This window comes from Streptomyces sp. NPDC006643, assembly GCF_042870175.1.
Taxonomy (GTDB): Bacteria; Actinomycetota; Actinomycetes; order Streptomycetales; family Streptomycetaceae; genus Streptomyces.
In genome coordinates this window covers 41987-53612 of record NZ_JBIAHA010000041.1, presented here as the reverse complement: position 1 = coordinate 53612, position 11626 = coordinate 41987, and the positions used below count along the sequence as shown (strand labels likewise).

The following is an 11626-nucleotide window of genomic DNA, read 5'->3' as shown; positions in this document are numbered from 1 at the left end:
GGCGCCGCGGGGGGGGGGGGCGGGGGCGGGGGCGCCCCCCCCCCCCCGGGGGGGGGGGGGGGCGGGCCCCCCCCCCCCCCCCCACAACCGTCCCAGCACCCTGATCCGGCAGATACCGCTCTCGATCCGACGGGGGAGACCCGCATGCCCGCAGCGCCCGGTGCGCCCAGCGCACTCGACCGGCTGTCCGACGCCCGGCTCTATCTGTGCACGGACGCCCGGAAGCGGCAGGGGGATCTCCCCGAGTTCCTGGACGCCGTCCTCACCTCCGGTGTGGACATCGTGCAGCTGCGTGACAAGGGCATGGAGGCGGCCGAGGAGCTGGACCACCTCCAGGTCTTCGCCGACGCCTGCCGTCGCCACGGCAAGCTGCTCGCCGTTAACGACCGGGCCGACGTGGCGCACGCCATCGGCGCCGACGTGCTGCATCTGGGCCAGGGCGATCTGCCCGTCTCCGCCGCCCGCGCCATCCTCGGTACGGACCTGCTGATCGGCCGCTCCACCCACTCCGAGGCCGAGGCGATGGCGGCGGCCGGCGAGCCCGGCGTGGACTACTTCTGCACGGGACCCTGCTGGCCCACTCCCACCAAGCCGGGCCGGTCCGCGCCGGGCCTCGGCCTCGTGCGGTATGCCGCGTCGCTGGCCACCCGGCGCCCGTGGTTCGCGATCGGCGGCATCGACGCGGGCAATCTCGACGAGGTGCTGGACGCCGGGGCCCGCCGGGTCGTGGTCGTACGGGCCCTGACGGAGGCGGACGATCCGGCCATGGCGGCGGCCGGCCTCGCGAAGCGCGTACGCGACCGGATCGCCTGACCGCACGGCACCAAGGATGGGCAGGGATGGTGTGAAACAGACAAAGTTCCCTGCTCTGGTTGGGTGATCGCCGCACCCTCGATAACCTTTCGGTATGGCCCTCGGTGCAGCTTCGATCAGGACGGATCACGCCCGTACGGTGCGTGATCTGCTGGCGACCGGCAAGTTGTCGTATTCGTTCGAATTCTGGGCGCCCAAGACGGAGAAGGGCGAACGGAACCTCTGGAACGCGCTGCGCCGCATCGAGGCCGTCGCCCCGAACTTCGTCTCGGTGACCTACGGCGCGGGCGGCTCCACCCGCGCCGGCACGGTCAAGGCGACCCAGCGCATCGCCGCCGACACCACGCTCGTCCCGGTCGCCCACCTCACCGCCGTGGACCACTCGGTCGCCGAGCTGCGCAACATGATCGGTCAGTACGCGGACGCGGGGATCAGGAACATCCTCGCCGTGCGCGGGGATCCGCCCGGCGACCCGAGGGGCGAGTGGGTCAAGCACCCCGAGGGCGTGGAGTACGCGGCCGACCTCGTCCGGCTGATCAAGGAATCCGGCGACTTCTGCGTCGGCGTCGCGGCCTTCCCCGAGATGCATCCGCGCTCCACCGACTGGGAGAGCGACATCCGGCACTTCGTGGCCAAGTGCCGCGCGGGCGCCGACTACGCGATCACCCAGATGTTCTTCGATCCCGACGACTATCTGCGGCTGCGCGACAAGGTGTCGGCCGCCGGCTGTGACACGCCGATCATCCCGGAGATCATGCCGATCACGAACGTCCGGCAGCTTGAGCGCTTCTCGCAGCTCAGCAACGCCGTTCTGCCACCGGCGCTGAAAGAGCGGATCCTCTCCGTCAAGGACGATCCCGCCGCTGTACGCTCCATCGGTATCGAGTACGCGACGGAGTTCTGCGCGACGCTGCGCGCGGAGGGTGTCCCCGGACTCCACTTCATTACACTCAACAACTCCACGGCGACGCTCGAAATTTACGAGAATCTCGGACTGCACGAGCAGTCCTGACCGGTCGTACCCGCCCCGCCCCGGGGCGGTGACCGCAGGAGAGGGGCGGGCATGGGCTGGACGGTCCTCTACATCGCGTTCGGCGTCGTCGCGCTGTGGCTGCTGGGGGAAGTACTGCTCCAGTACAAGGCGCGACTCCGTTGGCGACTTCTCGCCTTCACGGGTTTCGTCGGCGTGGTGCTGGGTGTCCTGCTCGCCTCCGTCCCGGTCATCGCGGTCGGCGCGATCGCGTTCGCGGTCGGCCAGACGTATGTGACGCTGTCGTTCCGGCGCGGCTTCTCCACCGGCTGGGCGATCGGCGGCAGCCCGGGGGCGAGCCGGCGCCGCAGGGCGGGCGGCGGTGAGGCCGGGACACGCGAACCGAGCCTGGAAGTCTCGGACTTGGAGTACCAGCCGGTCTCCGCCGGTCCGGAAGGCCCCGAGGGTCCCGCCGGTTCAGCCGGACCCGTCCCCGACGAGCCCCCGTACGCCGCGTCCGTCTACGAGCCGGAGCCGATGCCCGACGAGACCGGGCAGTACGGCGTGTACAGCGACGCCGCCTACCAGGCGACCCAGTACGGCAACTACGACCCGTACGCCGGGTACGCCGCGACCTCCGGCCAGGACGGGTACGCGGCGACCGACGGCTACGGCGCCGGGGACCCCTACGCGAGCCAGAGTCAGGACGTGTACGGGGGCCAACAGGACGCGTACGCCGGGCAGAACGGCCAGAGCGGGTCGTACGACTACGGCACGGACCAGCAGCAGTACGCCGCGTACACCGACCCGTACAGCGGCGCGACCACCGGCGGCGAGTCCTACGGCTCGTACGACGACAGTTACGGCGGCCGGCAGAGCTACGCGGACCCGTACGGCGACCCCTACGGCGACCCGAACGCGCAGACCGGCGCCCCCGGCGGCCAGCAGGCGTACGGCGCGGACACGCCGCCCGGCGGGGTCTGGGTCCCGCAGCAGCGCGAGGGCGAGAACATCCCGCCGATGCCGCAGCAGGAGCCGGGTCAGTACGGCTACGACCCCAACCACGACGAGCAGCGCTACCGCTACTGACCGTTCCTGACGGCCACTTCTGAACGATCGTTCCCAACGGCTGTTCCCGACGGCCATTCCTGACGACCGCTCAACTCCCGCGACATCTTCGGGAGTTCAGCGGGAGCCGCGGAAGTCCGCCCCCTCGACGATCAGCCCGGCGACGAGCGCTCCGGACATCCCCGCGTGCGCCAGCCCACCGCCGGGATGCGCCTCGCCGCCGACGAGATACAGACCGGGCAGCCGGGTGGTGTTCGCCGGGCGCAGCAGCCGTCCTTCGGCGCCCGCCAGCGACGGCGCGGGCACCGAACCGCCCAGCGCCCCGGTCCTGGCCGCCGTGTCGGCCGGCGTACGGATCTCACGCCAGCGCAGCCGCTCCCGCAGATCGGGCACGGCCGCGCCGGCCACCTCCACCAGCACATCGGCGTACCGCTCCCGCAGCCCGGCGTCCGTCCAGTCCACCGGACCGTTCGGCGCGACGGTCGCCGTGACGGTGACCGCCTCGTGCCCGTCGTCCGGACGCGTCGTCGGATCGTCGGGCCGCAGCACCGTGACCGTGGGCCGCTCCGCCGTCCGCCCCGCGAACACGGCGGCGGCCTCGTCACCGCGGCCGGGGGAGTGGATCACCGTACGGTGCGCCGTACCGTCCGGCCTGCCGCCACGCAGGGCCAGCAGCACCGTGAACCTGCCGGGCACCGACGGCGCGCCGACCCCCGCGCCACCGCCCCTGGGCCGTACGTCGTCGTCCCGCCACAGCTCCTCGCCCACCAGGGCGGCCGGCGCGGTGCCCGCCACCACATGGTCCGCATCGACGACCGTGGAGGCGCCGACGGACGGTCCGGGCGACAGCTCGACACCGGCCGCGCGTCCGTCCTTCTCCACGATCCGGACCACGTCGGCGTGGAAGACGAACTCCACCCGGCGCTCCAGGCACCGCTCGTACACCGCGTGCGCCAGCGCCCGCATCCCGCCCCGTACGTACCAGCTGCCGAAGGTCTGCTCCATGTACGGCAGCAGCGCGGCGCCCGCCGGAGTGCGCCGGGGATCGAGCCCGTACGACAGGGCGTACCCCTCGAACAGCGCGGCGAGCCGGGCATCGCCCAGCTCCCACGCCCCCACCTCGGCGACGGTGCCCGCCAGCCGGGGCCCGCGCAGCAACCGCCGCTGCCGGACGGCGGGATACGGATCGCGTCCCAGCACCTGCCAGTCCGCGCGCAGCGGCTCCTCCAACAGAGGGCGCCTCGACCGGTCCCAGGCGTCCCGCGCCCGGCCGAGGAAGTCGCCCCACCGCTCGCCCGCGCCCGCGCCGAGTGCGGCGTCCAGGGCCGCGACGACACCGGCGCGCGACGCGTTCGGCAGGGACACGGCGGTGCCGTCCGGGAAGACATGCCTGCTCGCCGGGTCGACCTGGGTCATCCGCACGCACTCCTCGAGCGGTTTCCTGCCGGTCTTGACGAACAAATCCCGGTAGACGGCGGGCAGATGCAGCAGCGCGGGCCCGGTGTCGTACGCGAACCCGTCGCGCTCGAACCGGCCGACGGCGCCGCCGTATGTCGCCGAGCGCTCGTACACCGTCACCCGGTGCCCCGCCACCGCCAGCCGGGCAGCCGCCGCCATCGCGCCCATCCCGGCGCCGATCACCGCAATTCGTGCCATGGAAGTGGACCTTAGCGGCCGGTTTTCCCGCCGCGGCGCCCGGGGAGGCCCGGTCGCCCCGCCCCTGCTCCTGCCCCGCCCCCGCCCCCGCGCCCGCCCCGTCAGTCGGGCCAGGTCGCGGCGACCCGCCGCCGCGCCCGTCTCTCCGCCTTGCGCCGACGGAAGTTCCGGATCTTCGAGGCCAGGAAGAGGATGATCACGATGCCGAGCAGCAGGAGACCGCCCGCGACGATCGCGGCGGCGAGCGGGTGGAAGATCGCGAAGGTGATGATCCCGGCGACGCCCAGGTCCTCCGCGGTGCTCACGGCGATGTTGCTGAAGGGCTCCGGGGAGGTGTTGACCGCCATCCTCGTGCCGGCCTTCACCAGATGGCTCATCAGGGCGGTCGAGCCGCCGACCGCGCCCGCCGCGATCTCCGGGAGCGAACCGCTCTGCCCGGCGAGCAGCGCCGCGACCACCGCGCCCGACACCGGTCTGATCACCGTGTGCGCGGTGTCCCAGATCGAGTCGACGTACGGGATCTTGTCCGCCACCGCCTCGCACACGAAGAGCACACCGACGACGACCAGCACGTCGGTGCGCTGAAGCGACTCGGGGACCTCGTCGGTCAGCCCGGTCGCGCCGAAGACGCCGAACAGCAGGATCACCGCATAGGCGTTGATGCCGCTGGCCCAGCCGCTGGTGAAGACAAGGGGGAGTACGGACACGGATGAGAGCGTAGCCAGGGTGTGGGCCGGACGGGTGAGCTCCGGAACGGGGCTCTGAGTATCCGTACTCAGTACGTGAGATGAGTAGAGACGCGGATGGGCCCTCACCTGCGGAGACGGAAGAGTGAGGGGCACGGGAGGGGCGCGACGCCGAAACCGCCGGCACGGGGCGGCGGAGCGGCGTGGCACCCCGACCGCTGGGTCCTGTCCGGTGGATCTTCGTGGAGCAGCCCGGGGCGTGCGGAGTCCCGGGGCTCACGAAGATCCGCCGGACAGGGCTTACGGGGTGGGCCGTGCGCCGCTCCGGCCGGGCCTGGAGTGAGGAAGCCCGGTCGGAGCGGCGCATTTCCCTGTGCCGCCGCGGGGCGTGCTGTCAGCCGCCGCTGACCCGGCCGTGCAGCAGCAGCGACAGCGCCGAGTGCACGTCGTCGATCGACCGCTCCGGCTGGAACGCCTGCCAGTCCAGCGCCGCCACCAAGACCATCCCCACCAGCGCGGCGGCCGTCAGCGGAATGTCGATCTCGCGGCTCAGCTCACCCCCGTCGATCCCCTCCTGGAGCACCTTCTCCACGACGGCGACGGCCTGTTGACGCACCACCAGCAGCGTGGACTGCCACGCGCGGTTCGTGCGCCAGAGTTCGGCCACGTACAGCTGGGTGAAGGCCGGATAGCGGTCGATGAAGGCGAGCCCCGCCCGGATCATGGCGTCCAGCGCCTGCACGCTGGTCCCGTCGCGCTTCGCCGTGTCGTCGGCCGCGGCCTGGAGGGAGGCGGTCAGCAGGCCGACACCGTGCCGCAGAAGCTCCTCGAACAGCTCGGTCTTGCTCTTGAAGTTGTAGTAGACCGTGCCTTTCGCGACTCCGGCGCGCTCGGCGATCTCGTCCACGGTCGTCGCCGAGAAGCCCTGTTCGGCGATGAGCGTCACCGCGGCCTCGTAGAGCTTCTGTCGGGTGGCCTGCCGGCGGGTGCTGCTCCTGTCCATGGGCCCGATTCTCACAGGTGTTGGCGTACGCGTCCGACGCACAGGCGCAATCCGACTCACAGGCTCAACTCGGGATGGAGCCGGTCCACCGTCCACACCTGCTTACGGCGCGCGGAGAGGGCCGTAAGCGCCAGCGCGCCCGCCGTGAACGCCGTGAGCACGGCGCAGCCCTGCCGGACCGGCCCGAGCCCGCCGCCCGTGATGAGGACGCGCAGCGACTCCACCACGTAACTCATCGGCAGGAAGGGGTGGACGGCGTTGAAGAAGCCGGGGCTGGTCTGCACGGGGTAGGTGCCGCCCGCCGAGGTCAGCTGGAGCATCAGCACCGCGAGGACGAGGATGCGCCCCGCCGCCCCGAAGCGTGCGTTCAGCCACTGCACGATCGCCGCGAAGCAGCAGGTGACCAGGGCCAGGAAGCCGACCGTGCCGGCGGCACGGGTCATCTGGAGGCCGAGTCCCCAGTGCAGTACGGACATCAGCGCGCCGACCTGGATCAGGCCGATGCCCACCACGGGGAGCCAGCCCGCGACGGCGATCCGCCACGCGGCGGAACCGGCGGCGAGAGCGCGCCTGTTGAGCGGCTGGATCAGCATGTACGCCACCATCGCGCCCACCCACAGGGAGAGCGGGATGAAGTAAGGGGCGAAACCGGTGCCGTAGTTGGGCGCCTCGTGGGTGGCACGGGAGGCGAGCTGGACAGGGTCGGCCATCACCTCCGTACGGAGGTCGCGGTCGTTCTTCCCGTAGTCCGGGATCTTGCCGACGCCGTCGCCCAGACCGGCGGCGAGGTCGGCGGAGCCGTCGGCGAGCTTGAAGAGACCGCCGTCCAGGCTGGTCGCTCCCGCTCCGAGCTTCTTCACCCCGGCGTCCAGATCGGTGGAGCCCCGCTTGGCGGTGGTGAGTCCGGTGTGCAGCTCGCCGGCGCCCTTGGCGACCTTCTTCGCACCGGAGTTGAGCTGGTTGATCTTGGAGACGGCCGTTTTGAGGTCGTCCTTCAGGTGAGGGGCCCGCTTCGCGAGGGCGTCCGCCTGCTCCTGGAGCTTCGCGAGGCGCCCGTCGAGCTTCTTCAGATCGCCGCTGTTGTCCTTGACGAGGGCGTTGACGTCGTCGGCGACCTCGGCCGCGTCCGCCGCCGCCGTGGCGGCGCGCTCCAGCGGCGGGCAGGCGGCCGGGTCGGGTTCGTCGCTCTCCTCGCAGCGGGTCCGGTAGATGTCCGCCAGATCGGTGGACGCCTCGTGGGCGGCCGTCGCGGCGAGCGGCGCGCCCTTCACCAGGGTGTCGAGGTTGCCGCGCATCGCCCCGGAGGAGTCGGCGACCAGACGGGCCGTGTCGGCGATCGTCTCGCCGTTGTCCTTCAGATACGGGCTGACGCTCCCCGCCGCCCCGTTGACCTTGTCGGCGAGCGCCTGGGTGCCGGCCGAGACCTGCCGCGAGCCCTTCGCCAGCTCTCCCGCGCCCTTGTCGAGCTTCTTGACGCCGCCCGCCAGCTCGCCGCTGCCCGCCTTGGCGTCCTTCAGACCGGCCGCGAGGTCCTCGGAGCCCTCCTTGGCCGTGCTGACGCCGCCCTTGAGCTTGTCGGCGCCCTTGGCCGCCTTCTCCGTCGCGTCGTGGATGCCGGAGAAGGAGATGAAGATCCGGTCGAGGAACGAGCGCGAGGCCTTGGTCGACGCCGCCGTCCGCACCTCGCTGAAAACGGTCCGGGAGAGCTGGCCGACGATGTAGTTGTTGGCGTCGTTCGTCCGGACCTGGAGCGCGGACGTCTCGGGGGCGTCGCCGGAACTGGAGGCGATCCGCCGGCTGAAGTCGGCGGGCATGGTCAGCGACAGGTAGTACGTGCCGTCCGCCACGCCCGCACGGGCCTGTTCGCCGCTCACCTCGTGCCAGTCGAAGACCTCGCTCTCACGGAGGCCGCGGGTGATGTCGTCCCCGGCGGCGACTTTCTCGCCGGAGGCGGTGGCGCCCTTGTCGTCGTTGACCAGCGCGACGGGGATGCGGTCGAGCCTGCCGTACGGGTCCCAGAAGGACCACAGGTACAGCGCGCCGTAGAGCAGGGGCAGCAGGGTGATCGCGACGAGCGCGGCGCGCGGGAGCCGCCCCCTGCCGAACCGCTTCAATTCAAGCGCGGCCAGTCTCGGCGAACGCATCGGCCGTCCCCTCCTCATCGTCCTGGTCGGCGTCTGTGTCCTGTGCGGCGTCGTCCTTGTCGGCGGCGCCGGCCGGGCGGACGGTGGTGATGTCCGCGGGGGCCTGGCCGCAGACGGCGACGACGGTCGTGCCGCCGGCCGCGACGGACCTCAACAGGTCCCAGGCGACGGCCCGTTCGGTGTCGGAGAGCTTGAGGTCGAGATCGTCGACGGCGAGCAGCCGCGGCCGGCCGAGGAGCGCCAGGGCCACGGAGAGGCGCAGCGCCTCCAGCCGTTCCAGGTCCCGTACGGCGGTGCGACCGCCCTTGGGCAGGTCCGCCAGGTCGAGCCGTACGGCCGCCAGCGCGTCGTCCGTACGCCCTAGTGCCTCGGCGGCCCGCTCGGCTCGGGGCCGTAGCGCCGCACGGAGCGAGCCTCCCAAGGAGGTGCCGAACCTACGCCGGAGCAGGGCCCGTTCACGCAGGTGCTCGGCGACGGTGAGAGCCGGGTCCAGCTCGCTGACGCCGGCCACGGGGCCCAGCGCGCTGACGCGGCGCACGGCGGCCATCGAACGCGGTACCGGCAGGCCGCCGATCTCCGCGTGTCCGGCGGTGGGCCGCATCCGTCCGGTGAGCGTGAGCAGGAGGCAGGTGCGGCCCGTACCGGACGCGCCCTCCACGGCGAGGATCCCGCCGGGTGGCACGTCGAGGTGGACATCCCGGAAGACCCAGCCGCGCGGCCCCTTCAGCCCCAGCCCCTCGGTGACGACGGCCGCCCCGTCGATCGGCCCGGCTCTCATACGCCCTCCCCAGAGCTTCTGCACTGACCAGTCAGTGCAAAAGCTACTCCGAACCGACGTGCGAGGCAAAAGCGCAGGTCAGGGCAGATTGTCAGTGGTGTGCCCCACGATGGACACATACGGCCACAGAGCCGTCACAGAGACGACCAGGAGGTTCGTCATGGCCAGTTCCTACGCCGCAGCCGCACGCCGGCGAAGCACAGGCGGCCCTGCCCCCTCACTGACCGGCGCCGCGACCGATGTCCACCCCGTCCTGAGGCGCGCGACCGCGCCGCCCGCCGCCCTCGATCTGCTCGCCAAGGCCCGTTCCGGGCTGGACGAGGCCGCCACTCTCGAAACACCCAACGAGCGCTACGCCACGGCGCATCTGGCCGCCCTGCGCACCGCCGCGGCCGTGCTCGCCGCCCGGGGCCGGCCCGAGCCCGCGACGAGCCCGCGCCGCAAGCGGATAAGGAGCGCCTGGGAGGTGCTGCCCGAGATCGTGCCCGAGCTGTCGGAATGGAGCGCGCTGTTCGCGTCCGGAGCCACCCGCAGGGCACGGGCCGAGGCGGGCATACAGGGCGCGGCGAGCAGCCGCGACGCCGACGACCTGCTGCGCGACGTGGCCATGTTCCTGCGCCTCGTGGAGCGGCTGCTCGTGCTCGAACCGGTGCTGCCCCAGCCCAGGACCGAAGGGCCGGAGGAGGGCGGCGCCGCTGGGTGACGGGGACGGCCGACGGAGGCAATAGGCTGTGCGGTACCTGCACCGTCCACGCCCCGCGACCAGGGGCGGCACCGCGCCGAGGAGTCAACTGCCGTGTCGGACCCTTCCCCTGCCTTCGGTGGAGAGACGCCGTCGCGCCCCCGTAGCTCCCTGCGCACCGCGGTGGTGTGGGAGGTGCTCAAGCGCGCCCTCGACACCCGGGCAGCCGCCGTGGGTACGGCGGGGCTCGACGTGCTCGACACCGGCGGCGGCACGGGCAACTTCGCCGTGCCCGTCGCCCGCCTCGGCCATCGGGTGACCGTCGTCGACCCGAGCCCCAACGCGCTGTTCGCGCTGGAGCGCCGGGCCGCCGAGGCGGGCGTCGCCGACCGCGTCAACGGCGTCCAGGGCGACATCCACGGCCTGTTCGACGTGGTGGAGCGGGGCGGGTACGACGCGGTGCTCTGCCACGGTGTCCTGGAGTACGTCGACGACCCCGCTGAGGGAGTCCGCAACGCGGTCGAGGCGCTGCGCCCCTCCGGTGCGCTCAGCCTCCTCGCGGCCGGTCTCGGCGGCGCCGTCCTCGCCAGGGCGCTCGCGGGGCACTTCACCGAGGCCCGGCAGGCGCTCACGGACGTCGCCGGCCGCTGGGGCGAAGGCGACCCGGTGCCGAGGCGGTTCACCGTCGAACTGCTCACCGAGCTGGTCGACAAGGCCGGTGTCGACGTGGGCGCGGTCCACGGCGTACGGGTCTTCTCCGACCTGGTTCCAGGTGTTCTGGTGGACACTCAGCCGGGTGCGCTGGAGGCCCTTCTGAAGCTGGAGGCGGTCGCCGCGGAACTGCCGTCCTTCCACTCGGTCGCGAGCCAGCTGCACGTCCTGGGCGAGAAGCGGGCCTGACAGTGAACGGTCCCGGGCACTGATCGACGGGCTGATCAGCAACGCAGCTGTGCATGGAGTGCGCCACAGGCCCCCCGGCAACGCGTTCGGCGCCGTATGATCGGGGTACGCCTTCCGGCATGACGGGTCGACGGTTGGGGAATCAACGCCTCAACGGCCGAGTCGGCATGGCGGCCCGGATTGGCGAAATGGCGTAGAGGGCGGGTATCACGGGGGCGATTCCCTGCCTATCCTGAAGGGGCCGCATACCGGTCGCCCCCCGCGACCGACGACTAGGAGGACTCCGTGCCGCTCTCGGAGCACGAGCAGCGAATGCTCGAGCAAATGGAGCGAGCGCTGTACGCCGAAGATCCCAAGTTCGCGACAGCGCTTGAGGGAACTGGGCTGCGTACGTACACCCGGCGACGGGTCTACCAGGCGGTCGCTGGCTTTCTGGTGGGTATCGCGCTCCTCATGACCGGTATGGTCGCGAAGCAGATCTGGATCGGCGTGGTGGGTTTCCTCGTCATGCTGGGCTGCGCGGTTCTCGCGGTCACCGGCTGGCGCAAGGCCCCGAAACCGGGTGAGCAACAGGCATCCGGTGAGGCCACGGCCGACCGCCGACAACCTCGGCAGCGCCGCTCGTTCATGAACCGGATCGAGCAGCGGTGGCAGCGCCGCCGTGACGAGCAGGGTCAGTAGCGCGTAGTACTACGGCCCACAGGCTCCCAAGCTTGAAGTGGTGCGGCCGGCCAGGAACACGGCCGGTACAGATGAGGGGCGAACGCTTGAAGCGTTCGCCCCTCACCTGTGTCTCCGGCTCCGTCTCCGTGCCCGCCTGTGCCCGTACGTCCCGGACCCGCCCGGACCGCCCGGACATACGGCGGGGGCGGGGGTGGACGGGCCCGAAAGCCGCCCGTCCACCCCCGCCCCCGGACCGTTGCCGG

General features: G+C 72.0%; 11 protein-coding genes. 6 read left to right on the top strand and 5 right to left on the bottom strand.

The window, feature by feature from the left end; translation table 11 throughout:
• Positions 1-144 precede the first annotated feature (144 nt).
• The 3 genes from thiE (at position 145) to ACFYNU_RS37350 (ending at position 2872) form a co-directional block, all read left to right on the top strand.
• A complete protein-coding gene (thiE, locus tag ACFYNU_RS37360; protein ID WP_356593019.1) occupies positions 145-813 on the top strand; it encodes a thiamine phosphate synthase in 669 nt (222 codons plus the stop codon).
• 94 nt (positions 814-907) lie between these two features.
• A complete protein-coding gene (metF, locus tag ACFYNU_RS37355) occupies positions 908-1825 on the top strand; it encodes a methylenetetrahydrofolate reductase [NAD(P)H] (RefSeq protein ID WP_356593017.1) in 918 nt (305 codons plus the stop codon).
• Positions 1826-1876: 51 nt separating this feature from the next.
• Positions 1877-2872 (top strand): hypothetical protein, encoded by a 996-nt coding sequence (locus ACFYNU_RS37350; RefSeq protein ID WP_356593015.1) that lies wholly within the window; start codon positions 1877-1879, stop codon positions 2870-2872.
• A 96-nt stretch (positions 2873-2968) separates the two neighbouring features.
• Here the strand turns inward: ACFYNU_RS37350 and ACFYNU_RS37345 are convergent, their stop codons facing one another.
• The 5 genes from ACFYNU_RS37345 to ACFYNU_RS37325 form a co-directional block, all read right to left on the bottom strand.
• The gene (locus ACFYNU_RS37345; RefSeq protein ID WP_356593013.1) at positions 2969-4507 is read right to left on the bottom strand and encodes an NAD(P)/FAD-dependent oxidoreductase; all 1539 of its coding nucleotides are present in this window, start codon (positions 4505-4507) and stop codon (positions 2969-2971) included.
• 101 nt (positions 4508-4608) lie between these two features.
• The gene (locus ACFYNU_RS37340) at positions 4609-5214 is read right to left on the bottom strand and encodes a DUF4126 domain-containing protein (RefSeq protein ID WP_356593011.1); all 606 of its coding nucleotides are present in this window, start codon (positions 5212-5214) and stop codon (positions 4609-4611) included.
• 373 nt (positions 5215-5587) lie between these two features.
• Positions 5588-6196, bottom strand: coding sequence for a TetR/AcrR family transcriptional regulator (locus tag ACFYNU_RS37335; RefSeq protein WP_356593009.1), 609 nt, complete (start codon positions 6194-6196; stop codon positions 5588-5590).
• Between the two features lie 56 nt (positions 6197-6252).
• Positions 6253-8340 carry a YhgE/Pip domain-containing protein gene (locus tag ACFYNU_RS37330; RefSeq protein ID WP_356593007.1) on the bottom strand — a complete coding sequence of 696 codons (2088 nt, stop codon included), beginning with the start codon at positions 8338-8340 and terminating at the stop codon, positions 6253-6255.
• Entirely contained in the window at positions 8312-9118 is an 807-nt protein-coding gene (locus ACFYNU_RS37325) for an ATP-binding cassette domain-containing protein (RefSeq protein WP_356593005.1), read from the bottom strand. Before ACFYNU_RS37325 ends, ACFYNU_RS37330 begins: the two co-directional genes overlap by 29 nt.
• A gap of 160 nt (positions 9119-9278) precedes the next feature.
• Here ACFYNU_RS37325 and ACFYNU_RS37320 point away from each other — a divergent pair, with 160 nt between their 5' ends.
• The 3 genes from ACFYNU_RS37320 (at position 9279) to ACFYNU_RS37310 (ending at position 11381) form a co-directional block, all read left to right on the top strand.
• Positions 9279-9821 carry an SAV_6107 family HEPN domain-containing protein gene (locus ACFYNU_RS37320; protein ID WP_356593003.1) on the top strand — a complete coding sequence of 181 codons (543 nt, stop codon included), beginning with the start codon at positions 9279-9281 and terminating at the stop codon, positions 9819-9821.
• Positions 9822-9914: 93 nt separating this feature from the next.
• A complete protein-coding gene (locus tag ACFYNU_RS37315; protein WP_356593001.1) occupies positions 9915-10700 on the top strand; it encodes a methyltransferase in 786 nt (261 codons plus the stop codon).
• A 285-nt stretch (positions 10701-10985) separates the two neighbouring features.
• The gene (locus tag ACFYNU_RS37310; protein WP_356593000.1) at positions 10986-11381 is read left to right on the top strand and encodes a DUF3040 domain-containing protein; all 396 of its coding nucleotides are present in this window, start codon (positions 10986-10988) and stop codon (positions 11379-11381) included.
• Positions 11382-11626: the final 245 nt, after the last annotated feature.